This is a genomic window from Streptomyces sp. NPDC029139 (assembly GCF_055564335.1).
Genome location: NZ_JBVHWN010000010.1, coordinates 238,690 through 262,938, shown reverse-complemented (window position 1 = coordinate 262,938; position 24,249 = coordinate 238,690). Strand labels below are relative to the sequence as shown.

At 71.3% G+C, this 24,249-nt stretch carries 25 protein-coding genes; 18 read left to right on the top strand and 7 right to left on the bottom strand.

Going from position 1 to position 24,249, the window contains the following annotated elements:
* The first annotated feature begins 246 nt into the window (after positions 1–246).
* The 3 genes from ACZ4VW_RS23050 to ACZ4VW_RS23040 all read left to right on the top strand — a co-directional run bounded on the left by ACZ4VW_RS23050 (position 247) and on the right by ACZ4VW_RS23040 (position 2,345).
* On the top strand, positions 247–690 hold the full coding sequence (locus ACZ4VW_RS23050; protein WP_467965282.1) for an SSI family serine proteinase inhibitor: 444 nt from the start codon (positions 247–249) through the stop codon (positions 688–690).
* Positions 691–757: 67 nt separating this feature from the next.
* Positions 758–1,354 carry a hypothetical protein gene (locus tag ACZ4VW_RS23045; RefSeq protein WP_467965280.1) on the top strand — a complete coding sequence of 199 codons (597 nt, stop codon included), beginning with the start codon at positions 758–760 and terminating at the stop codon, positions 1,352–1,354.
* Positions 1,355–1,493: 139 nt separating this feature from the next.
* A complete protein-coding gene (locus ACZ4VW_RS23040) occupies positions 1,494–2,345 on the top strand; it encodes an MBL fold metallo-hydrolase (RefSeq protein ID WP_467965278.1) in 852 nt (283 codons plus the stop codon).
* A 70-nt stretch (positions 2,346–2,415) separates the two neighbouring features.
* On the opposite strand, the gene ACZ4VW_RS23035 is transcribed toward ACZ4VW_RS23040, so the two are convergent.
* Positions 2,416–3,504, bottom strand: coding sequence for a hypothetical protein (locus ACZ4VW_RS23035; RefSeq protein ID WP_467965276.1), 1,089 nt, complete (start codon positions 3,502–3,504; stop codon positions 2,416–2,418).
* Between the two features lie 100 nt (positions 3,505–3,604).
* Positions 3,605–4,015, bottom strand: coding sequence for a hypothetical protein (locus ACZ4VW_RS23030; RefSeq protein ID WP_467965274.1), 411 nt, complete (start codon positions 4,013–4,015; stop codon positions 3,605–3,607).
* 82 nt (positions 4,016–4,097) lie between these two features.
* Between ACZ4VW_RS23030 and ACZ4VW_RS23025 the strand changes: the two genes are divergently transcribed.
* From ACZ4VW_RS23025 to ACZ4VW_RS23015, 3 genes are read left to right on the top strand one after another with little or no spacing between them, the layout of a single operon-like run.
* Positions 4,098–4,916: a helix-turn-helix domain-containing protein gene (locus ACZ4VW_RS23025; protein ID WP_467965272.1), complete on the top strand. Its 819-nt coding sequence runs from the start codon at positions 4,098–4,100 to the stop codon at positions 4,914–4,916.
* Positions 4,913–5,125, top strand: coding sequence for a DUF397 domain-containing protein (locus tag ACZ4VW_RS23020; RefSeq protein WP_467965270.1), 213 nt, complete (start codon positions 4,913–4,915; stop codon positions 5,123–5,125). The genes ACZ4VW_RS23025 and ACZ4VW_RS23020 overlap by 4 nt, the downstream gene beginning before the upstream one ends.
* A gap of 28 nt (positions 5,126–5,153) precedes the next feature.
* Positions 5,154–6,386, top strand: a complete 1,233-nt coding sequence (locus tag ACZ4VW_RS23015) for a glycosyltransferase (protein ID WP_467965268.1) — start codon at positions 5,154–5,156, stop codon at positions 6,384–6,386.
* A gap of 6 nt (positions 6,387–6,392) precedes the next feature.
* On the opposite strand, the gene ACZ4VW_RS23010 is transcribed toward ACZ4VW_RS23015, so the two are convergent.
* On the bottom strand, positions 6,393–6,695 hold the full coding sequence (locus ACZ4VW_RS23010; protein ID WP_467965266.1) for a hypothetical protein: 303 nt from the start codon (positions 6,693–6,695) through the stop codon (positions 6,393–6,395).
* Positions 6,696–6,889: 194 nt separating this feature from the next.
* Between ACZ4VW_RS23010 and ACZ4VW_RS23005 the strand changes: the two genes are divergently transcribed.
* From ACZ4VW_RS23005 to ACZ4VW_RS22995, 3 genes are all read left to right on the top strand, one after another.
* Entirely contained in the window at positions 6,890–7,792 is a 903-nt protein-coding gene (locus tag ACZ4VW_RS23005) for an arginase family protein (protein ID WP_467965264.1), read from the top strand.
* Positions 7,793–7,928: 136 nt separating this feature from the next.
* A complete protein-coding gene (locus ACZ4VW_RS23000; protein WP_467965262.1) occupies positions 7,929–9,188 on the top strand; it encodes a serine hydrolase domain-containing protein in 1,260 nt (419 codons plus the stop codon).
* Positions 9,189–9,230: 42 nt separating this feature from the next.
* Positions 9,231–9,617, top strand: coding sequence for a VOC family protein (locus tag ACZ4VW_RS22995; RefSeq protein WP_467965260.1), 387 nt, complete (start codon positions 9,231–9,233; stop codon positions 9,615–9,617).
* A 30-nt stretch (positions 9,618–9,647) separates the two neighbouring features.
* On the opposite strand, the gene ACZ4VW_RS22990 is transcribed toward ACZ4VW_RS22995, so the two are convergent.
* The gene (locus tag ACZ4VW_RS22990) at positions 9,648–10,499 is read right to left on the bottom strand and encodes an alpha/beta fold hydrolase (RefSeq protein ID WP_467965259.1); all 852 of its coding nucleotides are present in this window, start codon (positions 10,497–10,499) and stop codon (positions 9,648–9,650) included.
* Between the two features lie 590 nt (positions 10,500–11,089).
* A complete protein-coding gene (locus ACZ4VW_RS22985) occupies positions 11,090–11,782 on the bottom strand; it encodes a metal-dependent transcriptional regulator (RefSeq protein WP_467965257.1) in 693 nt (230 codons plus the stop codon).
* Between the two features lie 149 nt (positions 11,783–11,931).
* Between ACZ4VW_RS22985 and ACZ4VW_RS22980 the strand changes: the two genes are divergently transcribed.
* The gene (locus ACZ4VW_RS22980; RefSeq protein ID WP_467965255.1) at positions 11,932–12,699 is read left to right on the top strand and encodes an SIS domain-containing protein; all 768 of its coding nucleotides are present in this window, start codon (positions 11,932–11,934) and stop codon (positions 12,697–12,699) included.
* A 14-nt stretch (positions 12,700–12,713) separates the two neighbouring features.
* Here ACZ4VW_RS22980 and ACZ4VW_RS22975 read toward each other — a convergent pair whose 3' ends face one another.
* Positions 12,714–14,072 (bottom strand): PAS domain-containing protein, encoded by a 1,359-nt coding sequence (locus ACZ4VW_RS22975; protein WP_467965253.1) that lies wholly within the window; start codon positions 14,070–14,072, stop codon positions 12,714–12,716.
* Positions 14,073–14,198: 126 nt separating this feature from the next.
* The gene (locus ACZ4VW_RS22970; protein ID WP_467965251.1) at positions 14,199–15,023 is read right to left on the bottom strand and encodes a LuxR C-terminal-related transcriptional regulator; all 825 of its coding nucleotides are present in this window, start codon (positions 15,021–15,023) and stop codon (positions 14,199–14,201) included.
* 272 nt (positions 15,024–15,295) lie between these two features.
* Between ACZ4VW_RS22970 and ACZ4VW_RS22965 the strand changes: the two genes are divergently transcribed.
* From ACZ4VW_RS22965 to ACZ4VW_RS22930, 8 genes are all read left to right on the top strand, one after another.
* A complete protein-coding gene (locus ACZ4VW_RS22965; protein ID WP_467965249.1) occupies positions 15,296–15,637 on the top strand; it encodes a hypothetical protein in 342 nt (113 codons plus the stop codon).
* 360 nt (positions 15,638–15,997) lie between these two features.
* Positions 15,998–17,227: an ATP-grasp domain-containing protein gene (locus tag ACZ4VW_RS22960; protein WP_467965247.1), complete on the top strand. Its 1,230-nt coding sequence runs from the start codon at positions 15,998–16,000 to the stop codon at positions 17,225–17,227.
* The gene (locus tag ACZ4VW_RS22955; protein WP_467965245.1) at positions 17,224–18,489 is read left to right on the top strand and encodes an ATP-grasp domain-containing protein; all 1,266 of its coding nucleotides are present in this window, start codon (positions 17,224–17,226) and stop codon (positions 18,487–18,489) included. Before ACZ4VW_RS22960 ends, ACZ4VW_RS22955 begins: the two co-directional genes overlap by 4 nt.
* Positions 18,490–18,516: 27 nt before the next feature.
* Positions 18,517–19,809 carry an ATP-grasp domain-containing protein gene (locus ACZ4VW_RS22950; RefSeq protein WP_467965243.1) on the top strand — a complete coding sequence of 431 codons (1,293 nt, stop codon included), beginning with the start codon at positions 18,517–18,519 and terminating at the stop codon, positions 19,807–19,809.
* A 20-nt stretch (positions 19,810–19,829) separates the two neighbouring features.
* Complete coding sequence (locus tag ACZ4VW_RS22945; RefSeq protein ID WP_467965241.1) at positions 19,830–21,101, top strand: ATP-grasp domain-containing protein; 1,272 nt, start codon at positions 19,830–19,832, stop codon at positions 21,099–21,101.
* Positions 21,098–22,111, top strand: coding sequence for an asparagine synthetase A (locus tag ACZ4VW_RS22940; RefSeq protein WP_467965239.1), 1,014 nt, complete (start codon positions 21,098–21,100; stop codon positions 22,109–22,111). Before ACZ4VW_RS22945 ends, ACZ4VW_RS22940 begins: the two co-directional genes overlap by 4 nt.
* Positions 22,108–23,403 carry a glutamate synthase-related protein gene (locus tag ACZ4VW_RS22935; RefSeq protein WP_467965237.1) on the top strand — a complete coding sequence of 432 codons (1,296 nt, stop codon included), beginning with the start codon at positions 22,108–22,110 and terminating at the stop codon, positions 23,401–23,403. The genes ACZ4VW_RS22940 and ACZ4VW_RS22935 overlap by 4 nt, the downstream gene beginning before the upstream one ends.
* A gap of 15 nt (positions 23,404–23,418) precedes the next feature.
* Entirely contained in the window at positions 23,419–24,228 is an 810-nt protein-coding gene (locus ACZ4VW_RS22930) for a HalD/BesD family halogenase (protein WP_467965235.1), read from the top strand.
* The last annotated feature ends 21 nt before the right edge of the window (positions 24,229–24,249 follow it).

Sequence of the window (24,249 nt, the reverse complement as noted above, 5' to 3'; positions counted from 1 at the left end):
CAACACCGAACATTTTTTGCATCCTCGCAGGTCAGAGGGTCGTTCAGGCTTGCACCACCCCTGAAATCCGGGGCACCCGACGGCTTGCGAGGGGGCGGCGCAGCCCGCTCAGCTGCCCGAACGAGCGATCGGTCGGGGCCGGGCGGGGCATGCGGCCGGAAAGGTACGGGGGATGTGCGATCACGCTCCGCGTCGACAAGACTCCGGCCCGCAGTCAGATCGCACCCGCCTCGAAAGGACACCTTCGTGCGTTACGTCCTCCGTAACACCGCCTTCACCACCGCCCTCGCCACCGGTCTCGCCCTCGTCGGGGTCGCGGCGACCCCCGACCTCGCCCAGGCGAAGCCCGCCGGCCTCTACCCGGCCTCGGCGCTCGTCCTGACGATCGGCCAGGGCGAGTCCGTGACGACGGCGGCGATCCAGAGGGCCGTGACCCTGAGCTGCGCCCCCACGCCCAGCGGCACCCACCCCTCGCCCGAGTCGGCCTGCACCGAACTGGCCATGGTGCAAGGGGAGTTCGGCCAGCTGACCATGATGGGCAACAGCAGCCCCTGCCTCCACGTCTGGGACCCGGTCACGGTCACCGGCGACGGCATCTGGGAGGGCAAGCGGGTCAGTTGGTCGGCGACGTACGGCAACGCGTGCGAGATGAACGTCGGCATGGCCAGGACCTCCGTCTTCGCCTTCTGATCCCCCGGACCCCGCGCGAGCGGGCCCGCCCCGCATGAAGGATGATGCGGGGCGGGAGGGGATCTGAATGCGTTCAGAAATACGGGAACGGGCGCCGGGGCAGCCGCTCAGGCGGATGACGGACCGGTACGGCGCGGTGCTGTTGGCGTCGATGACGGTGCTGGGCACCGAGGCCGCGCTCGGCGCCATCGTGGGCTGGGTGTGGTCGCCCAGCATCAGCTACACCCCGGGGACGATCATCCTCATGCTGGTGATGGTGCCGGTCGCGGCGATCGTCGGGGCGGCCCTCGGCGCCGTGCTGTCGGCCGCCGTGGTGATGCCGCTGATGGTCGCGGCCGGATGGCTCGGCCGGCGCGTCTCGGGACGCGAGGTCTGGTGGTGGATCCCGGTGCTGGCCGCCGCCACGAGCACCCTGCCGGCCGTCGCCGCCGCGACGTTCGTGGAGGCCGGCCCGACCGGCATCCTCCTCGTGGGCCTCGGCGGATGGATCGCGTCCACGGCGGCTCTCACCGTCCCGGCACTGGTCGCCCGCAGGTTGCTGCTCCCCGACCGCCCGCACCTTTCCGGCGGCGCGATGTTCGGATGGCTGTGTCTGCACGGCTCCATCGCCGTCGTCACCGTCGGCATGCTCGCCGTTCTCGCCGTGCTCGCCGGCCTCGGGTAGAGCCCTCGCGGCCGAGCGCCGCGCGCGCCCCCGCGTCACCGGAACCGGCCGTCACGCGCTCTGCGTTTGACGACCGTCCGGCACGGGGCTGCACTGGATTCATGGACGCTGCGATGACTCCGTCCTAGGGAGAGCAGCGATGGTAACCGTGGAGAGTTTCAACCTTCTGCAGCCCTACAAGATCGCCGAGGAGACGTTCGTCATCCCATGGGCCCTCGAGGCCCCGCCGGTCGGCCACTTCCCGATGAACTCGATGGTGATCCGGGGAGCCGAACCGGTCCTCGTGGACACCGGGGCGCCGGCGGTGCGCTCCCAGTGGCTGGAGGCGGCCTGGTCCATCGTGGATCCCCTGGACGTACGGTGGATCTTCCTCACGCACGACGACCGCGACCACGCCGGCAACCTCCTGTCGGTCATGGCGCAATGCCCGAACGCGACCCTGCTGACGACATGGTTCTCCATCGGCCGCATGGCCGAGGAGTGGGAGACGCCCGTCAACCGGTGCCGCTTCATGACCGACGGCGACACGATCGACGTGGGGGATCGCACCCTGGTCGCCAAGCGACCACCCCTGTACGACAATCCCACGACCCGCGCCCTCTTCGACCCGAAGGCCAACGTCCTGTGGGCCGTGGACACCTTCGCCACGAACGTGCCGACCCCCATGCCCGAAACGGCGGCGCTGTCGCCGGACGAGTTCCGCGACGGCCAGCTCTTCGGCGGACGCCTGGTCTCCCCCTGGGTCGCCCTGCTGGACCCCCATAAGTTCGGGGCGGTCGTCAACGACTTCCAGCACCTGGACGCCGAGGTCATCGCCGGCTGCCACTGTCCGGTCCTCCGCGGAGCCCAGATCCCCGAGGCCTACGACCTCCTGCGCGGGCTCCCCGACGTCCCCCCGTGGGAAGAGTTCACCCAGACCGACCTCGACCACTGGATGGACATGGCCGAGAGCTCGGTCCCGCCGGAGCAGCCGCGGCCGTCGGGGACGTGAGCGGCACCGCAGCACGGCGTCGAGATCTGCCGCGCCACGCCCCGGCCGCGCCACGCCCTGGGGGCCGGCGTCAGACCCTCCCGGCCGCCACCTCCTCGACGAGCGTGCGCCAGGGGGCGCGGGGCGGGCGGCCGGGCGGCTGATGCGCGTTCCGCCGCTGAGCGGCTTCGTGCGTACGGCAAGGGCGGCAGCGGGTCTCGTCGGCGACGGGCCGGAAGACGTGGTCGTCACCGGGCCCGTCGCAGAGAACGAGCTCGGCGGGCGCGGAGGCCGCGGGGGCCGCCGAAGTGGCGGGTGGCATGGGCGGTGCGGGCGGTGCGGGCAGCTTCAGGGCCAGGCGGTGGCGCAGGAAGCCCACCGCCGAGCGAATGCCCTCACGCGGCAGACCTGAGGTCAGGGCACGCCGCATGTCGGCGGCGGACACACCCCGCCGAAGCCACTCCGCCGCCGTCTCGGCCAGACCCCGCGCCTCGCGGACCCCGAGCCACAGCCCGGGGTTCACATGGCGCAGCGACAGCAGGACCCGCTCGGCCTCGACGACTTCGGGCGGCGAGTCGGGGTCAGGGGCCGGGTCGGGGTCAGGGGCCGGGTCGGGGTCAGGGGCCGGGTCGGGGTCGGGCCGGGGTTCCGGGTCGGGTTCGGGGTCGGGTTGCGAGCCCGATGCCGTGTCCGGGGCTCGGTTCGGTCCCTGGTCCGGTTCGACGTCGGCCGCCGCCGCTTCGGGGGGTGGGTGGGGAAGAGTCTTCTCCCGGTCTTTGTCTTCCGGTTTAGAGCGGCCGACTTTTGGAGTCCTCGGAGCACCGACGGCCGGTTCCCCGAGAGTCGGTGACCCCGCACCCCGGACGGCGTTCGCCTCCTCACGCGTGAGGGTGACGTTGGAGAGCATCTGCTCGGTGACCCAACGCCCCCGCTTGCCCTGCCACTTCCACTCGAAGTAGAAGCCGGCGGCGGTGAGGGACTCCTTCGCCTTCTGATACGCCCGGGGCTTCATGCCCAGGTCGGCGGCGTGCGCACTGAGGGGCTTGGCGACGGCGCTCTCGGGGAGACCGTCGACGTAGATGACCAGAACCTTCGCGTCGCTGGTCAGACGCGGATGCCGAACGACGAGGTTCGGAACCTTGGTGAAGCACCGAGTCGGCGCGATAACATGCCGAAGCATTTCTGGTGGAGTCCTGTTCCACTAGGAGTGAAGGCCCTCGGACCCGGTGTTGGCGCACCACCGAGGGCCGCTCCGCTTCTCACGGAGCGTAATGTCGCGGTTACCGTACAGCACGGGTGACCATCTCGTACAACAAGTCGCCGTCCACGAACGGGTCTTCGAGAGTCGGCAGCGAGCGCCAGTCCAGGGGCCAGGTGGCCCCGCCGAACGCCGGGACGCCGACGAATGCCTCGCTCCGGCCGTTACGGCTCAGGGCGCGCACCGGGGCCGGCCAGGAGTGTGCGGCGGCGGTCTGCGGCGGCAGCAGGAAGTACAGGTTCCGCTCCCCTGTCGCCTCGCGGACGATCGGCCCGGCGTGGAAGTCGGTGAACTCCATGAGCCGGTACGCCACGTCCTCCCCGAGGAACCCGCCGATGCGTACGGCGTCGAAGTGCACGCCCGCGTGGCGGAGGGCATGCCCAGTCGCGGGAACCCAAGAGGGCACCCTGTCAAGTGACTTGCGCGAATTCATGACGCCAGCTTCCCGGCGCAACTCTACTGTGACCAGGGCCACAGGGAGTTTGTGTCGGACTGTGCACTCGGGGAGGCAAGTTGTGAACATCGGAAACACCGGGAGCCCGGGGGCGGCGAAGGCGTTCGGAAGACTGCTGCGGTTCTACCGGGAGCGGGCGAAGGTCTCACAGGACCTGCTGGGCAGAGAGACCGGATATTCCAAGTCCCAGGTGGCGATGATCGAGCGCGGGGAGCGTCGGGCGAAGGGCCGTTTCGTCGTCATCGTGGACGAGCTGCTGAGTGCACAAGGTGCACTTTTGGAGGTCGCGAAGGAGGTGACGGCGAGTGGGGTGGCGGCGTGGTTCGAGGACTACTTGCTGGAGGAGGCCAAGGCGGCGGGCATCCACAAGTACGACAATCACGTGATCCCCGGCCTGCTTCAGACCGCGGAGTACGCGCGAGCCGTCTTCGACAGCGCAGTTCCCGCGCTGGAGGAGGACGAGATCGAAGCCCATGTCGCGGCTCGGCTGGCACGGCAACACGTCTTCTTCCGTACCCCCGCACCGTTGATCAGCTTCGTCGTGGAGAAGTCCGCGCTCACCAAGCAACTCGGCGGAAAGGATGTGCTCCGAAAGAACCTGCTGCACGTGCGGGAGTGTGCGGACCTACGCAACGTCACGGTCCAGGTGATGCCAGAGGACCGTGAGATCCATGCCGGTCTGGACGGGCCCTTCACGTTGCTGGAGACCGAAGAGCGCCGCAACCAACTGGTCTATGTCGAAGGACAAGGCGGAAGGTACTTTCTCAGCGAACAGCCGGACGTGGGAGACGTCTTCGCTCGCTACAGCATGCTGCGGGCCCAGGCCCTCACACCAGAGGACTCCGCACGACTCATCGAACAGGTGGCACGAGAGCTATGAGCACCGACCTCAACTGGTTCAAGAGCAGCTACAGCGGCAGCCAGGGCGGCGACTGCGTCGAGGTCGCCACCTGCACCCACACCGTCCACGTCCGTGACTCCAAGGACATCTCCCTCCCCTCCCTCAGCCTCACCCCGACCGCCTGGTCCGCCTTCCTCCAGGCTTGCGGCGACACCCCTGCCCTGACGGAGAATCACCGGACCATCTGAAGATCAGCGGGGACGGGGAGTCATCAACGTGCGTGTCGTGTTGTCCACCTATGGAACGCGGGGAAACGTCGAGCCGATGGCGGGGCTGGCGGTGGCCCTGCGGGAACTGGGCGCCGAGGTGCGCGTGTGCGCGCCCCCGGACGAGGAGTTCGCGGAGCTGCTGGCCGGGGTCGGGGTGGCGGTCGTGCCGGCCGGCGCGCCGGTGCGTCCGGTGGTGTCCTCGGTGGCGCCGGGGTCGGCGGTGGGGCTGGCCCAGCGTGCGGCCGATCTGATGGCCGCGCAGTTCGAGGTGGTCGCCGCGACGGCCGAGGGATGTGACGCGCTGGTGGCGACCGGCCCTGTGCCGGCGGTGGCCGGGGCGCGGTCCGTGGCGGAGAAGGCGGGCATCCGCTTCGTCCACGTGGTGCACTCGCCGATCGCCCTGCCGACGCCGTACCGCCGGCCGCCCGCGCGGCGGGGTCACCCGCTGCCGCCGGACGTGACCGACAACCGGAAGCTCTGGGAGCTGGACGCCGAGATCGCGCAGAAGATGTTCGGCGAGATGGTCAACGCCCAGCGGGCGGCGGCCGGACTGCCGCCGGTGGACAACGTCCGTGACTTCGCCTTCACCGACCGGCCGTGGCTGGCGACCGACCCGACCCTGGACCCCTGGCAGGAGACGGCGGACCTCGACGTCGTACAGACCGGCCGGTGGATCCGGCAGGACGAGCGGCCGCTGCCCGCCGCGTTGGAGGCGTTCCTGGAGGCCGGTGCCCCTCCGGTGTACGTGGGCTTCGGCAGCATGCCCATGGAGTCGCTGAGGGAGGTCGCGCGGGTGGCCGTCGAGGCGGTACGGGCCCAGGGGCTGCGCACCGTGATCTCCCGCGGCTGGGCGGAGCTGGCGCCGGCCGACGACCGGGGCGACTGCTTCGTGGTCGGCGAGGTCAACCACCAGGCGCTCTTCGGCCGGGTGGCCGCCGTCGTGCACCACGGCGGCTCCGGGATCACGACGACCGCGAGCTGCGCCGGTACGCCTCAGGTGGTGATCCCTCAGGGGGCGGACCAGCCGTACTGGGCCGGGCGGGTCGCCGATCTGGGCATCGGCGCGGCACATGACGGTCCTGCCCCGACCGTGGAGTCGCTCTCCGCCGCGCTCAGGACGGCGCTGAGCGCCGAGGCCGGTGCCCGAGCGGCCGCCCTGGCCGGGACGATCCGTACGGACGGGGCGACGGTGTCCGCGAGGCTGCTGCTGGACGCCGCGGCCGGTGGCCCGACGCCGTGACCCCGATCAGGCGGCGCCGCTGACGCCCGGGGCGACGAAGCGGCGGTGCAGGGGGGAGAGGGACACCTGAGGGTCGCTCGTCACACCCATCTGTCCCTTGATCACGGGTCCGATCCGGTCGGCGATGAACCGCCGGAACTGGTCCTCCGAGTCCCAGAGGTCCAGCGCGTGGAAGCCGTCCTCGGCGAACCAGCCCGCGTGCAGCACCAGCCCGTCGGGGACGTCCTCCTCCCACCCCACCTGGGCGCGCGCCGCGTCGTACAACTCGGGGGTGAGCTCCGGCCAGACCAGGTGCATCGCGACTGCCATGGGGTTCCTCTCGATCGCCTCGGGTGCGCGCCGCGGCCTGTGCGGCACAGCAGGACGACGCTAAGCAGGTCACGGGGGCCCGGGCACGCCGGAGCGGCCATTCGGACGCGGGGCGCGTGCCTCGCGCCGCATGCCGGCGGCACGATGGGGCACATGCCGCGGATCAGGCGGCGCGGTGGGCGAAAGGGCCGGGCGTGCGGGAACTGGCGATCATCGAGGCTCCGTCCGTGCTCGGGCTGCGGCCGTCCGGTGTGGAGGAGGCGCCGGCGGCTCTGCTCGCGGCCGGTCTCGCCGACCATCCCGGGGCGGTGCGGGCGGGGCGGGTCGAACCTCCGGAGTACGACGCGCGGCGGGACGCCTCGACCGGGGTCCTCAATCCCGGGGGCATCGCGCGGTACTCCGTACAGCTCGCCGACGCGGTCGGCTCCGCTCTCGACGCCGGGCGCTTCCCCCTCGTCCTCGGGGGCGACTGCAGCATCCTCCTGGGCAACCTTCTCGCCCTGCGCCGCCGCGGGCGCTTCGGGCTGCTCTTCCTCGACGGCCACACCGACTTCTACCAGCCGTCGGCGGAGCCGGCCGGGGAGGCGGCGTCGATGGAGCTGGCCCTGGCCACCGGTCGCGGCCCCCAGCCGCTCACCGACCTCGAAGGCCGTGGGCCGCTGGTCCGTGACGAGGACGTCGTCGCGCTCGGCTTCCGCGACTCCGCCGAGTCCTCCGCGGCCGGGATGCAGCCGCTTCCGCCCCGGCTGCACGCGGTCGACCTCGACGGCGTGCGCGCGGTCGGCGCCGCCGAGGCGGCGCGCCGGGCGGTTCACCGCCTGGGCGGCCCGGATCGCGCCGGCTACTGGGTTCACCTCGATGTGGACGTCCTGGACGACGCGGTCATGCCCGCCGTCGACCACCGGATCGCCGGGGGGCTGACCTGGCCGGAGCTGGAGGACGTGCTGCGGACGGCCCTGGCGGACGAGCGAGCCGTCGGATGCGACGTGACGATCTTCAATCCGCGCCTCGATCCCGGGGGGACGATCGCGGCCCGGCTGGTCGCCTGTCTGCGCCACGGGCTCACCGGGCGCACGGAGGTTCCCGAGAGGCCGTAGGGAGGGCGCCGCCCGGCGTACGGGGCGCGGGCCCGAACGAGTGGACTCGTCGGACGGTGTACCGGGCGGGGGTCCTTACCCGCGGGTCGGATGGTGACGTAACCCTCCCAGACCCCGACCGGAAGAGGCACCCCCGATGAGACGCACCCCCGCCCACGCCCGCCGCCTGTTCGCCGCGGCGCTCCTCGTGGCGTCCGTGCTGGCCCCGGTGGCGGCGTCCCCCGCCACCGCCGAACACCTCACCGCCGGACGGGCCGGAGCCGAACAGGCCGGCGCGGCCCACCGGTACCACGAGGACGACTGCCCGCCCGGCGGGCTGGGGCCCGAGCTGACCGCGCGGCTGGACAAGGCCATCGAGGACGTCCGCAAGCAGGCCGGTATCCCCGGCCTGGTCGCCGGGCTGTGGATGCCGGGCAAGGGAAGCTACGTCCGCGCGACCGGTGTCGCCGACAAGGTCACCGGCAAGCCGATGACCCCCGACGTCTTCGTACGGATCGGCAGCGAGACCAAGACCTTCACGGTCACCGCGCTCCTGAAGCTCGTCGACGACGGCAAGATCCGGCTGGACGACCCGATCTCCACCTACGTCCACGGCGTGCCCGACGGCGACCGGATCACGCTGCGGCACCTCGCCGAGATGCGCAGCGGCCTGTTCCCGTACACCGACGACCCGGGCTTCCAGCATGATCTCCTGAGCGACCCGCAGCGCACGTTCACCCCGCCCGAGCTGCTCGCGTACGGCTTCAAGCACCCGAACACCTTCGACCCGGGGACGCAGTTCCAGTACTCCAACAGCAACCTCATCCTGCTCGGGCTGGTGATCGAGAAGGTCACCGGTCACCGTCTCGCCGACGTCATCGAGAAGCGGGTGCTCCGCCCGGCGGACCTGCGCCACACGCTCTTCCCGAAGGGCGACGAGTTCCCCGAGCCGCACCCGCGCGGGTACACCAACCAGACGCTGAGCGGCGCGGTCACCGACTCCACCGACTGGAAACCGAGTTGGGCCTGGGCGGCGGGGGCGATGATCTCTGACCTGCACGACCTGCGCCGCTGGGCGAAGATCGTCGCCACCGGCACGCTGCTCAGCCCCAAGACGCAGGCCGAGCGCCTCACGATGCTGCCCACGGGCCACCCCGGCACGAGCTACGGCCTCGGCATCTTCGAGAGCAGCGGCTGGATCGGCCACAACGGCTCCATCCCCGGGTACGAGACGGTGACCGTCTACCTCCCGTCGCAGAAGGCCACCCTGGTGCTGATGCTCAACACCGACATCGAGTCGCAGGGCCAGGAGCCGAGCTCGCTCGTCGCCCGGGCGATCACCCAGATCGTGACGCCGAACAACGTCTACGACCGCCCGGTCCCGCCGCCGGACGTCACGGGACCGAACCATGAGTGAGTCGACCGATGACTCAGCCCGACCGATCGGAGAGAGCACACCATGAGGATCCACCTGTCCAGCGTCTTCGTCGACGACCAGGAAAGGGCCGCGCGCTTCTACACGGACGTGCTGGGCTTCGTGAAGAAGCACGACGTCCCGGTGGGCGAGGACCGGTGGCTGACCGTCGTCTCGCCCGAGGACCCCGAAGGGACCGAGCTGCTGCTGGAGCCCTCCGGGCATCCCGCGGTGCAGCCGTACAAGACGGCACTGGTGCGGGACGGCATCCCGGCCACCTCCTTCGCCGTCGACGACGTCGCCGCGGAGTTCGACCGGCTGCGCGGGCTCGGGGTGCGGTTCACGCAGGAGCCGACGGAAACGGGCCCGGTCACCACCGCGGTCTTCGACGACACCTGCGGCAATCTGATCCAGATCATGCACAGCAACTGATGTGACCGATGTGAGGGAAGAAGAGCGGGACTACGAGGTCAGCGCGCCGTTCAGGAACGGCTCGATCGCCGTGCGCCACGCCTCCGGCTGGTCGTAGTGCAGGAGGTGGCCCGCGTCGGGGATCTCGGCGTACGCACCGCGGGGCAGCACGCGGACCATCTCCTGTGCCTCCGCCCGGCCCAGCTCGCCGTCGAGGCCGCGGACGACCAGGGTCGGGCAGCGGACCTGGGCGAGCGAGTCCCAATGGGCTTCGTGGACCCAGGTCTGACGAGAGATCAGCATCTGCGCCGGGTCGAAGACCGGATACCAGCCGTCGGGGCGTCGGGTCATCACCTCCGCGAAGAACTCGCCGCGGGCGGGCTGGGGCCGCTCGACCCAGGGGTCGTCCTCGCCGAACCACTTCCGCACGGCGTCGAGCGAGGGGAAGGGGACGGGCCAGCGGCGGAACCAGTCCTGCCACTCCCGCTGCGAGGCGGCGCCGAGGGCCGAGGCCCGCATGTCGCAGATGACCAGGGCGCGGACGAGGTCGGGGCGCTCGGCGGCGAGCTGCCAGGCGGTGAGGGCGCCCATGGAGTGGCCGATGAGGGTGACAGGACCGAGCCCGAGCCGCTCGACGGCGGCGGCCGCGTCCGCGACGTACGCCTCGCGCGTGAAGGGCCCGGCGGCGGGCTTGGCGCTGCTGCCGTGACCGCGCTGATCGAGCGCGACGGTCCTGTGCCGGGCGGCGAGCCAGCGGGCGGTGGGCGCCCAGTGGGAGGCGCGCCCCATGAGGCCGTGCAGGAGTAAGACGCCGGACCCGGCCGTCTGCGCCTGCTCTTCCGTGAACTCCCAGGCAGCCAGGCGTACGCCGCCGGCCCCGGTGACGTCGAGACGTCGCACCATGTTCCCTGGCACCCCCTCTTTCCATCGAGCGTGTCGAGCACCGCCAGACTATCGAACCTATATTCGAAAATGCGGCTCTGCCGCGTAACACCCCTCGTTCGAGTGACAGGGCTCAAGGATTGACGCGCGCCGCCGAGGGGAGATCTTCAACGGGAGGCGGACCGCTCGGGGAAAACGGTCCGAAGGGAATGACCCTGGGAGCTCGGGGCTCCGGGTCAGCACAGGGGAGGACAGGCCCCGGCGCCCATGGGCGCCGGGGCCCTCTGTCTCTCCACGCACCGCCTTCGACGCCTGCGCCATCGCACACCCCTCCCCGGCCGTACGGCTCCCCCCAGCGTGGCACGCCGAGCGGGAGAGCGTGGCGATTCCGCCGTAAAACGGGCCCGAGAATGCGCCGGGGTGCGCCGGGGGGGCCGACCGCTTCGCCCACGAGGCGCGCCGAGCACCACCCCACCTCGGAGGCGACCGCGACGGGCGCTACGCCACCCCGTACGCGACCACGACCCGACGGGCGCTACGCCACCTCGGACGCGACCACGACCGCGACGGGCGCTACGCCACCTCGGACGCGACCACGACCGGGACCGCGACTAGCGCTTCGCCACGAAGACGTGCGCGGCCACGTCGGCGTCCAGCTCGGCCGCCTCACCGCTGCTGCCGACGAGGACACCCCCGGCCGACTCCGTCACGCTCACCACGGAACCGGGCTGCACGCCCGCCCGCCGGAGCGTGTACATCAGCTGGGCGTCCGTCTGGATCGGCTCGCCGATCCGGCGGACGATCACCGTCTTGCCCTCCACGCCCGGCTCCAGGTCGGCCAGCGACACCATGGAGTCGTCCAGGAAGGACTCCGCCTCGGCCTTCTCGCCCAGCTCCTCCAGGCCCGGGATCGGGTTGCCGTACGGCGACTCGGTCGGGTGCCGCAGCAGCTCGAGAACGCGCCGCTCGACGGCCTCGCTCATCACGTGCTCCCAGCGGCATGCCTCGGCGTGCACCTGCTCCCACTCCAGGCCGATCACGTCGACCAGCAGGCACTCGGCGAGCCGGTGCTTGCGCATCACGCGCGTCGCCAGACGCCTGCCCTCGTCCGTCAGCTCCAGGTGCCGGTCACCGGCGACGGTCACCAGACCGTCCCGCTCCATACGGGCGACCGTCTGGCTCACGGTGGGGCCGCTCTGGTCGAGCCGCTCCGCGATCCGGGCGCGCATGGGGACCACACCTTCCTCTTCCAGCTCGAGGATGGTGCGGAGATACATCTCCGTTGTGTCGATCAGTCCGGACATACGTGCCCCTCGATGAGTCGTGCGCTGGCCCTGCCCCAATTCTGACGCATCCCACCGGCAACCGTGCCGTGCTGACCGAAGGGCGGTATTGACAGGGCAATGGTCCAGACCGCACCGTGATCCGCGACACGACGAGAAGGAGCTTCGGAATGGGCGAGAGCGCGCGCGAGTCCAAGCTGGCCGGGCAGTTCTTCGACGCCGCGATCAGCCTGCTCCGGCAGGTGCGCGACGAGGACGCCGGGGAGATCGCCGCGGCCGGCACCGCGATCGCCGAGGCCGTCGCCGCCGGCGGCCGGCTCTTCGCCTTCGGCGCGGGGCACTCCTCCCTCGCCGCCCAGGACGTCGTCTACCGCGCGGGCGGCCTCGCCCTCATGAACCTGCTCGCCGTCCCCGGTGTCGTCGGCGTCGACGTCATGCCGGCGACGCTCGGCTCGGCCCTGGAGCGCGTCGACGGCCTCGCCGGCGCGGTGCTCGACTCCTCGCCCGCCAAGGCCGGCGACGTCCTGATCATCATCTCGCTCTCGGGCCGCAACGCCCTGCCCGTCGAGATGGCGATGAACGCCCGCGCCCTGGGCCTGACGGTGATCGGCGTCACCTCGGTCGCCTACGCGAGCGAGACGAAGTCCCGGCACGTCTCGGGGACGTATCTGAAGGACCACTGCGACATCGTCCTCGACTCCCACATCGCCGTCGGCGACGCGGAACTCACCCACGAGAGCATCGAGGCGCCCTTCGCGCCCGCCTCGACGGTCGTCACGAGCGCCCTGATGCAGGCCATGATGGCCGCGGCGGCCGAGGAGATGGTCCGCCTGGGCATCGAGCCGCCGTTGCTGCGCTCGGGGAACGTGGACGGCGGCCACGACTGGAACGGCCGCGTCATGCGGGAGTACGGCGACCGGATCTTCTACCGCCACTGACACCACTGACGCCACTACGGCGCGTCCGCGCGATCCGACGGATCCCCCGGAGGCGCCGCGCCCGCCAGGTCCAGCGACGCCGCCACCCGTACGGCCACCGCCTCCGCGTACACCGCGTCCGGGCGCTCGAAGGCCGTACGGGAGGCCGCCCGCAGGAAGGTCACGGCGCCCACCGTCCGGCCCCGGCTGCGCAGCGGGAGGCACAGCGCGTGGACGGCGTCGCGCGGCCAGTGGCGTTCCGCGGCCCAGCCCTCGGCCCCCTGCGGGGTCGCCGCGACGGCCGACGCGCGGACCGGGCCCTTGCGGGCGACCGCCTGGAGGACCGGGTGCCCCGCGGAGTACCGCACCGGGATGCCGCCGCCCGCGACCGGCACGACCGGGCCGGGCTCGCCGCCCGGGGTGGCGGCCACCCGGACCAGCCGCCGCTCCCCCGCCGCCACGTCGACGAGCGCGTGATCGGCGAACCCGGCCAGCGCGAAGTCCAGCAGGACGGTCGCCGCCTCGCGCGGGTCCTCGCACTCGGCCGCCGCCGTTCCCGCCCGGTGCAACTGGCTGTACCGGAACCGCAGTCGGTCCGCCTCCTGCTCCGCGAGCCGCTCCTCCGTGACGTCCTGGAACAGCCACCCCACGCCCAGCGGCACGGGCTCCTCCGCGAGCGGCGAGGACAGCCGTACGAAACCGCTGCGCCAGCACCGGCGCCGCTCGCCCTCCGCGGTGCGCAGCGTCACCCACACCTCCGCGGGCGCCCGCGGCGCGCCCTCCGCGAGCACGTGCTGGAGCGCCCCCTCCAACTCCTGCACGCCCTGCCCGATCAGCTCACCGAGCGGCCGGCCGAGCGGGGCGGTGCGGCCCGCGCCCATCGCCCGGGCGGCATGCCCGTTGAGGACGGTCGGCCGAAGGTCCACGTCGACGAGGACGACACCCCAGGGCGCGTCCTCGAAGAGCGCCTCACTGAGCGCGATCGAACGCTCCAGGTCGATCTGGGCGTGCACCTCGCTGAACGCGCAGTACACCCCGGCGGGCTTCCCGTCCGCGCCCCGTACTCCGGCCGACTGGGTCCGTACGAGGACCCGTCCGCCGTCCTTCCGTACCAGCGCGAACTCGTGCACCAGCCGCCCCGGCGCCTCCATCGCCGCCATCAGCCACGCCAGCGCCTGGGCGGCGTCGGCCCGCCGCGCGGCCCAGCCCTCGAACCCCCGCCGCCCGACGGCCTCCCCCGCGGACCAGCCGAGGATCCGCTCGGCCTCCTTGTTCCAGTGCGTGACCGTCCCGTCGGCGTCGAAGGCGCACAGCGCCGCGTCCATCCCGTCGAGCAGCGCGGCCAGCAGATCGGCCCCCGGCACTGACGTGGTGTCACTCCTGGCAGCACTCATCCCGGAACCCCCTGCAGGACGGTGTACGCGCGTGCATCCGCACGCCCCCGATCATTCAACTCGAACGTGACGCAGGACACACCCGGTTCAACCAAATCGTTGCGTCCCGGAAACGAACCCCGGGTGTCAGCAGATGAGCTGGGAGGCCCCGACCGCCTCCACGTCCTCGACGGTGTCCTCGAGGAGGCCCCGGCTGGCGATGAGGTAGCCCAACTGGGCCCGGCTGGTGCTGCCGAGGCGGCGGGAGAGGCGGCTGGTGTGGTCGGCGATCGTGCGGCGGCTCATGCCGAGGTCCCGCGCGATCTTCTCCTCCGTGTAGCCGGCGACGAGCATCCGGGCGAGGGCGCGCTCGAGGTCGGACGCCACGAGCTTGGGGCGCCGTTCACGGGCGAGGGTCGCCGGGATGCCGCGCGACCAGGCGTTGTCGAAGATGTTGGACAGGAAGCGCACCACGGCGGGCTCCCGGACCTCCAGAGCCTCCTGCTCGTAGGAGGAGCTGGTGGGAATGAAGGCGACCGTGCGGTCGCAGATGATGAGCCGGTCGAACATCTCGTCCACCGTGCGGACCTCGCCGCCCGCCGCCACGATCTTGCAGATGTATTCGAAGGTCGGCTGGTGCGCCCTCACCGAATGCTGATAAAGCGTCCGCTGCCGCACACCCCGTTCAATTATCTCTATATTCCGCTGGAGCGAACTCTCCAGTATTTCCGCAGGTCGGCCGCCGCCGGGCTGTGCCGTCATGAGTTCTTTCGCGCACCGGGCGACCGCCGTGTCGATCGCTCCGGAAATCACGTCGACGCCGCGCAGCAGCGTAAAGCCGGGAAGCCGCGACTCCGTCGCGTCGCTGTACACCCGCTCGATTACATCGAATACGGAGGTCAGCTCCTCCAGAACGCGCGAGGTGGCGATGATCTCCTGGCGGTACGGCTGGAGAGCTCTCGACGAAGCCACCGAGGCCGGGACCGGGGCCAGCCGGCCTCCTTCAGCCACTGGGGCGAACAGGCCAAGACGCAGGAGACAGCCGGGAACGTCCGGCGCGCCGACCTGCCCGGCGGTCACCGCGGCGTGGTAGTGCGCGAGCCCCTTCTCGCACGGCTTCGGTCTGTCACATTTGTCTGATTCGCACGTACCCGACACAGAATATCCCCCCGCGTAAGTGTGCACTGCGCAGTCATGCTAGGTCACTCGGTTGCGTTGTTTCCAGACGGCTGTGCAGACTTTCGATGCCGAAGCACGAGGAGCCGCGGGATTCGGGATCGGATCGGACAGGAACCAATCCCACCGGAAATCCGAAAGAGGTTTCCGCTTCCCTCGACATTCCTGTGGATGTCGACCTCGAGCCAATTCGCGAAACTTTGCATGAACCAACGGAGAATGTGATGAAGACGCGTTCGATGTCCCGACTCCGCCGGATGGGCGCCGGTGCCGTACTCCTCGTTGCCGCACTGGTGACCGCCACGGTGCAGACCACCACCGCCACGGCCACCGAGACGGTGATTTCCGCGGACCACGGCTGGGGCCCGGTTCCGCCGCCGCGCACCGGCCCGACGTCGGTCGGCGTCTGACCGGCCCGGAGCACTCCGCCGGGTCGGCCTGCCGGCCCGGCGGCCTCCTCTCGCCCTCCACCGCTGGTGTGTCGCACTGACCCCCGACCCCCAGCGGCCACCGGACAGGGCATTCCGCCGGACGCCCGGACGCGCCCCCCTCCCGCGCGCCGCGGTTCAGCCGTGCCGCCGACTCGCGGTCACCCACCGACCGTCCCCACCGACCGCCCCCGTCGGCCATCCCCCACCCCCACCCCCACCCCCTCCGCGACCTTGCGTCGCGTCACGCCTTCGGCTGCCCAGACGCCCGTTGGCCGCGCCCGCACGCCCCCGCGCGCCCCGTATGCCCCTGTATGCCCCGTAGCGAGAGAGTTGAGTGCAGTGGAAACCATTCTGATCGTCGGTGGACGTCCCGAGACACTGGTCAAGGCCAAGGCGCTCGGCCTGCGTGTCGTCTTCCTGCAGCACCGCGACCGCATGATGCCCGGCCATGTCGAGGCGTCCGACGCGCTGTTCATGGTCGACTACACCGACTGGGAGCTCACGCGCCCGATCGTCGACGCCATCCACTCCGTCTACCGGTTCACCGCGGTGATGTCGCTGGGCGAGCAGGCGATGGAGACCGTCGGCCGCATCAACGACCGGTTCGGCCTGGGCGGCACCCCGGAAGCCGTGTCCACCCTCTACAAGGACAAGCTGCTCATGCGGCGCCACCTGGCGGAGCAGGGCGTCCCGAGCGCGGCGGCCGCCGAGATCTCCAGCGCCGCCGACATCGAGGAGTTCGGCCGGCGGCACGGCTACCCCATCGTGCTCAAGCCCATCGACAACACCGCCAGCCGCGGCGTCGTCGTCATCGAGCGGGCCGAGGACGTCGAGGCGGTGTGGGCGGAGGCGGTCGGTCTGCGCGAGCGCGACGACCTCGTCCTCGGCCAGTTCTTCCCCGTCGGCCGCTACCTGGCCGAGGAGTACCTGGACGGCCCGGAGTACAGCGTGGAGTCCTTCTCCTTCGACGGCATGCACTCCATCGTCGCCATCACCGAGAAGTACACGATCGGCGTGGTCGAGTCGGCGCACGCCCTGCCGGCCCGCCTCACCCCCGAGATGGACGCCGAAGTCGCCGACTACGTCCGCTCCTTCCACACCGCCATGGGCCTGCGCGACGGCGTCGCCCACACCGAGATCAAGATCACCTCGAAGGGCCCGCGGGTCATCGAGTCCCACGACCGCCTCCCCGGCGAGCGCATCCCCGACCTGGTGATCAACGCGTACGGGATCGACCTCGAGCAGTACGCCTGCGCCGCGCCCTTCGGAATGCTGCCGGTCCTTCCCGAGCGCCCCGTCGCCACCCGCGCCGCGGCCACCACCTTCTTCCGCGGTGAGCCCGGTGTGGTCACCGGATTCCAGGGCGCCGAAAAGGTCCTCGAGGACCCCGACCTCATCGAGCTGGACTTCTTCGTGCGGCCCGGCGACCGGGTGGTCGAGGTCGTCGACAACTTCGACCGCAGCGGACAGGTGATCGTCACCGGAACCGACACCGCGGCCGCCGCCGCGACCGCCGACCGGCTGGCCGCCCTCATCACCGTCGAGACCGTCCCGGAGCCGCGCCCGTGAGCTCCCATCTGGTCTTCGTCGAGAGCAACATGAGCGGCTCGGGATTCGAGGCGCTCGCCGCCGCCAAGCGCATGGGGCACCGGGTCTCCTTCCTGACCTGCGACCTGTCCTACTACGTCGGCGGGGTCGGCGAGACCCTCGACACCGCCCTGATCGACCGGGTGGCGCGTTGCGACACCGACGACGTCGAGGCCGTCCTGGCCGCCATCCGCGAGGTGGGCCGTGACCACCCGGTCGACGCGGTCCTGACGATGAGCGAATGGCACGTCGCCGTGACCGCCGCGGCCGCGCAGCGGCTCGGCCTGGCCGGCTCCGAACCCGACGCCGTCGCCGCGGCCCGCGACAAGTCCCGTACCCGCACGCTCTGCCAGGCCACCGGGGTGCCGATCCCGGCGTTCCGCCGGGTGGAGCGCACCGACACCCTCGACGACGCCGACATCCCCGTGCCGTGCATCGTCAAGCCGGTCGACGAGCTCCTCAGCATCGGGGTCAAGCTGTGCGCGAGCACCGCCGAGGCCCGCGCGCACGTACGGCACCTGCTGGAGGAACGCTCCCAGATCGGCTACCGGGGCCGGCCGCGCACGCCCGCCGTCCTGATCGAGGAGTACCTCGACGGGCCGGAGTACAGCGTCGAGACCCTCACCTACGAGGGCGTCACCTCGGTGCTGTCCGTCACCCGCAAGCTGCTGTCGCCGCCGCCGGCCTTCGTGGAGACCGGGCACGCCGTCCCGGCCCCGCTGGACCCGGACGTCCGGGCGGCCTGCGAGGAGGTCGCCGCCGCCGCGCTCGCGGCGATCGGGTACACCTTCGGCTCGGCCCACATCGAACTCCGGGTGACCGCCGCCGGACCCAAGCTGATCGAGGTCAACTGCCGCCCCGGCGGCGACCGCATCACCCGGCTCGTCACCCTGGCCACCGGCATCGACATGGTCGCCGAGCAGATCGGGATGCACCTCGGCCGCCGGCCCGAACTCACGGGCCGCACCGACCGCGGCGCCGCCATCGTCTTCCTGCCCAGCACCGCCGGACGCGTCGACGAGATCACCGGCACCGTCCAGGCCCGCGCGCACGAGGGCGTCGTCGACGTCCAGCTGTACGTCGAGACCGGCACCGAGACCGGTGCCCACGGCGACAACACCGACCGGTTCGGGCACGTCATCGCGGTGGGCCCGACCAGTACGGCCGCCCTGGAGCGCGCCGAGGCCGCCGCCCAGTCCATCGCCTTCACCGTCGCCGCCGCCGCGGACGCGTACTCCGCCTGAAGCGCCCGGTACCGAAGAGGAAGATCCATGACACCCACGTTCGTCATGCTCGAAATGCTCAACCCGATGCTCCAGGTCGCCCGCGCGGCCAAGGCCCGGGGCCTGCGGATCGTCGCGATCAACAACACCCCGTTGCAGACCGAGGGCCCGTACGCGGTTCCCGAGGGCTTCGTCGACGAGCTGATCACGGTCGACTCCTGGGCCGATCCGCTGCAGATCGAGAAGATCCTGCTGGACGTCCACGACCGCCACCAGGTGGTCGGCACCTACGCCGGGTTCGAGCCGGTCCTGCCGTACGACGCGATGCTGCGCGAGATGGCCGGCCTGCCCCACTCCGGCGCCGAGAACCTGCGCACCATCCTCGACAAGAACCAGGTCCGTGACCGGCTGCGCGAGCACGGCCTGACCACCCTCGGCTCGTCCACCCTGGAGGAAGCCCTCACCTGGGACCGCTGGCCCTACGCCGGCCGGGCCGTCCTCAAGCCCGCCAACGGCACCGGCAGCGCCCTGTGCTTCATCGTCAAGGACCTCGACGAGCTGAAGGCGGCCGTCGCCACCTTCGACGACATCTCCATCGCCAACCCGCTGATGCGCGAGTACATCGAGAACACGCGCGGCTTCGTCCTGGAGGAGGAGGCCAAGGGAGAGCTGCTGTCGGTGGAGTCCCTGGTCTGCCGGGGCGAGGTGCACCCGATCGGCCTGATGGGCCGTTACGTCCTGGCCAAGGACCCGGTCGTGGAGATGGGCTTCCAGTTCCCGTACCACCACCCGCGGATCGCCGAGATCTTCGCGAAGGCCAAGGACATCCACCGGGTGATGGGCTTCCACAACGGCGCCACCCAGATCGAGGTGATGGTCCCGGAGGAAGGCCCCATCGAGCTGATCGACTTCAACCCCCGGCTGGCCGGCACCGCCTCGATGGTGCTGTTCGGCGAGGCGTACGGGCTGGAGTACGCCGAGCTCCTGGCCGCCCTCGGCATGGGCGAGGAGGTCGACTTCGGCTTCATCGGGAACACCGTCCGCTACGGCTCCGAGATGATCCTGCTGCCGCCGCCCGGACTGACCCGCTTCGAGTCCGTCGAGTTCCCCGAACCGACCTTCTGTCACCGCCGCCCCCGCAAGCCCGGTGACGAACTCTCCGGGCGCGCCGACCAGCTCGACGGCATCGGCATGTTCGCCATCACCGCCGACACGGCCGCCGAACTCCACACCGCGGCCCTGCGGGCGCGCCGCGAGACCAAGGTCAACGGCGAACCGCTCGGCGACAACGAGAACAACGTGCTCGCCGCCTCCCCGTACATCGGCCGGGACCTGACGTGACCACCCCTGGAGCCACCACCGTGAAGACCGCCGTTTTCCTGTCCGCCCGCGGCATGCCGATGTTCCGCCCCGACCTGATCGAGGACCCGGCCGCGAAGCGGCTCGTCCTGATCGTGTCCGAGCCCGAGTGGGCGGCCACCCCCGAGAAGGTGAAGACCCACTTCGACCAGGTGCACGTCCTCCCCTGCGCGTACGACGACCCGTCCCCGCTGCTCAACTCCGCCGTCGAGCCCGACGCCGCCCGCCGGGCGCTGAAGGAGATCACCGGGGCGGCCGGATCCGGCACCGTCACCCTGCACTGCTACGACGAGCTGTTCATGATGTTCGCGGCCGAGCTGCGGGCCGAGTTCGGCCTCGGCGGCCCGCTTCCGCAGGACATGCTCCCGTACCGCGACAAGTGCGTGATGAAGGACCGGCTGGTCGGCACCGGGGTGCGCTTCCCGCGCTTCCGCCGCTTCGACCACGAGCGGTACGGGCGGGACCGGTCGGGCTACTTCACCTGGATCGTGGCCGAGGTCGGGCTGCCGTTCGTCCTCAAGCCGGTCGACTCGGCTGGCAGTGAGGGCGTCCGCCAGATCGACTCGCTCGCCGACTTCAACGCGCTGCCCGACTCCTTCGAGGGCGAGTACGAGGTCGAGGAGTTCGTCACCGGCACCATGTACAGCGTCAACCTGGTGACCGAGGGCGGCGAGACCGTCTTCGCCGGCGTGACCGAGTACCTGGTCAACACGCTCGAGGTGGTCCAGGGCCGGGTCAACGCCGACATCAACCTGCGCGACGACGACCCCAGGGTCCCCCGCATGGTCGCCTTCGCCGAGAAGGCCCTGAACGCCCTCGGCCGGCTGGACGGCTCCACCCACCTGGAGCTCTTCCTCACCCCGCGCGACGAGATGGTCTTCCTGGAGGTCGGCGCCCGGTTCAAGGGCCTGGCCGGGCTCGCCGCGATGCAGCGCAACTACGCGGCGGCGATCGTCAACATGACCCTCCAGGCCGAGTCCGGGATCGTCAGCCGCCCCTACCCGCACCCGCCGGAGTTCTGCTTCGACGCCGTGATCCCCAAGCGGGCCGGGTACGTCGAGAAGCTCAACGAGCCCGAGGTCGAGAGCCCCTTCGAGATCACCTGGAAGGTCCGGGAGGGCGAGGAGCTCGCGCCGACCGACTCCCTGTTCACCGCCGGCGGCACCTTCCTGATCTGGAACCAGGACTACGACGTCCTCTACCGCGACTTCTACGCGCTGGCCGACTACCAGCCGATCACCTACCGCTCGCAGGAAGACAAGGAATCCGCGTGACCACTGCCCTGACCGCACCCGGCCAGGACGTGCACCTGCGCCCGTCCTCCACGAGGGAACACCTCACCTCGGACGCCACCCGAGCCGTGCTGCGCATCCAGCAGCGCATCCTCGCGTCGACCCGCGAGCTGCTCACCGGCGACGGCTTCGCCGAGCTGCTGCCTCCCGTCATCGGCCCGGTCACCGACCCCGGCGCCCGCGGCGCCAAGCAGGTCGACATCGACTTCTACGGCCACCGCTGGAAGCTGATGACCAGCGGCATCCTCTACAAGCAGGCATCCCTGCTCACCTTCGACAAGATCTTCAACGTGGCGCCGAACGTGCGCCTGGAGCCGCTGGAGACCGCCACCACCCACCGCCACCTGGTGGAGTTCCACCAGATCGACGTCGAGATCGCCGGAGCCGACCGCGACCAGGCCATGGCGGTCGCCGAGAAGATCGTCTCCGGCGCGGCCGCGGCCGTACTGGAGCACCTGCCCGCCGAACTCGAGCTGCTTGGCCGGGACACCGACGCGCTGCGCCGGACCGCCGAGGGCGCCTTCGACCGGATCGGCCACGACGAGGCGGCCGCCGCGCTGCACGGGCTCGGCCACCCCCAGGACGACCACGCCGAACTCGACTGGGTCGGCGAGGAACTGCTCTCCCGGAAGGCGGAGCGGGGATTCTTCGTCCTCGACTACCCCAAGGGCTCGCGCGGCTTCTACGACCGGGAGGACCCCGAGCGGCCCGGCCTGCTCCGCAACTTCGACCTGGTGCTCCCCGAGGGGTTCGGCGAGGTCATCAGCGGCAGCGAGCGCGAGTCCGACTACACGCAGCTGCTCACCCGGATCCGCGAGACCGGCGAGAACCCGTCGAAGTACAAGTGGTACCTCGACCTCGCCCGCGAGGGGCTGCCCGCCAGCGCCGGCTTCGGTATCGGCCTGGAGCGCCTGACGCGCTACATCGCCGGTCTGGACGCCGTCTGGCAGGCCACCGCCTTCCCGAAACTGCCCGGGGTGGTCTCGCCGTGACCGGCCTGTCCGCGCCCGGCTGTCCCGAGGACCTGATCCGGGCCCGCGCCCGCACCGGCGCGGCGGGGGTGTTCCCGGACCGCGCGGGCTACGGCAGCGTGCTGTTCGGCGCGGGCGCCGGCCTGGGCGCCCCGCCCGCCGCGGAGGACCAGCTCGACGCCCTGCGGCTGGTGCCGCCGGTCTTCGTCCCGCACCGGATGGAGCGGATGCTGGAACTCGGCGAGGAACCGCTGCCCCAGCATGTGGAACTGGAGTGCGAGTTCGGCGGCTTCCGGGCCCCGCTCCCGGTGTACGTGAGCGCCTTCGGCTCCACTCAGGTGGCCGCCTCCGACCTCGGGGTCGCGGTCAGCCGGCAGGCCGGCCGGCTCGGCATCCCGATGGTCATCGGCGAGAACGTGGTGCCGGTCGGCGGATACGGGCGGCTGGACGGCGACACCGTGCGCGGCTCGCTGCTGTCCCGCATCGCCGCCTACCACGAGGCGGGCGGCTCGAACGGCGGGGTGGTCGTCCAGCAGTCCACCCAGGACGCCGACGCCGAGGTGTGGAACCTCGTCTACAGCGACCCGGCGGCCTCCCGCCTCCTCGCGGAGGGCCGGCTGGCCTTCGAGCTGAAGGTCGGCCAGGGCGCCAAGCCCGGCCTCGGCGGACTCACCGTCCTCGACCGGGAGGCCGCCGCCCGGCTGGCCGACCAGTACCGGACCGAGGACGTCTACGGGCCGGGGGCCGATGCCGTACTGCGGTACGGCACGCCCGGCACCTTCACCGAGGAGATCCTGCGCCAGCAGATCCGGCTGATGCGCAACAACTACCCGCGCGCCCGCGTGTGGGTGAAGCTGCCGCCCGGCCGGGACGTGGCGGCGGCCGCCGAGATCGCCTGGGAGGCGGGCGCGGACGCGGTCACCGTCGACGGAGCGGAGGGCGGGTCCGGCTGGGCGCCGTCGGCCTTCTTCGACCAGGTGGGTCTGCCGCTGGGCGAGTGCCTGTCGCGGATCCCGGCCCGTGGCCGCGGCCTCCTCGCCTCCGGGCGCATCTGGGAGGGCGGCCGGGCCGCCAAGTGCCTGGCGCTGGGCGCCAGCGCCGTGGGCCTGGGCCGGGCGGCCCTGCTGGCCGCGGACACGGACCCCGAGGAGGGCCTGGTCCGCCTCGTGGACGCGCTCCGCCTGGAACTGCGCCTGCTCATCAGCGCCCTCGGCAAGTACCGCCCCGGCGACCTGTCGACCGAGGACCTCTGGCTGCCGCAGCCGATGTTCGTCCCCACTTCCCATTCCCTTACGCCCCACCCGACGCACTGACATCAGGAGTTAGGAATGACCTCCCTCACCACGGATCAGTCCGCGACCGCGGAGCAGGTGACCGCGGACACGCTGGGAACCCTCCTCGACGCGCACCTGCGCCGGCAGTTCTCCGACGCCGACCGCGAGGAGCTTCACGAGCAGTTCCGCACCCAGCATCTGGTGCCGCTCCGCAACTTCCTCTCCCCCCAGCTGCTCGAGGCCATGCGCGCCGAGGCGTTCGGGATCATGGACGGGCACGGTGTGCAGCGCGACCTCGTCCTGGAGATCACCGACGGCACCCCGCGTCACATGCGGACCGTGGGCCAGCCGGTCATCAAGGAGCACGGGCCGCTGATCCACAACTTCTACTTCTCGCCCCACACCAAGGACTTCATGTCCGGGATCGTCGGCGAGGAGGTGTTCACCTGCCCCTACGCCGGCGAGCACTACGTGATCAGCCGGCTCGACCGGTCCGGCGACACCCACGGCTGGCACTGGGACGACTACACCTACGGCTTCATCCTCGTCCTGGAGGCCCCCGAATACCGCGACGGCGGCTTCATCCAGGGCGTGCCGCACACGTCCTGGGACAAGGAGAACCCCGATGTGTACGGGGCGCTGCTGAAGAGCCAGGTGCACTCGTACCACATGAACGCGGGTGACGCGTACATCGTCAAGACGGACACCACGATGCACCGCGTGCACCCGATCCGCGGCGAGGCCCGCCGCACGATCGTGAACATGACCTGGGTCTCGGCCGACGACCTCACCACGCCCCGCACCCACGAGACCAACGACATCCTCTTCGGCGGCGCCGGGGCCGACCCCGTCACCCAGAAGTGACCGCGGCGAGAAGGGAGACCG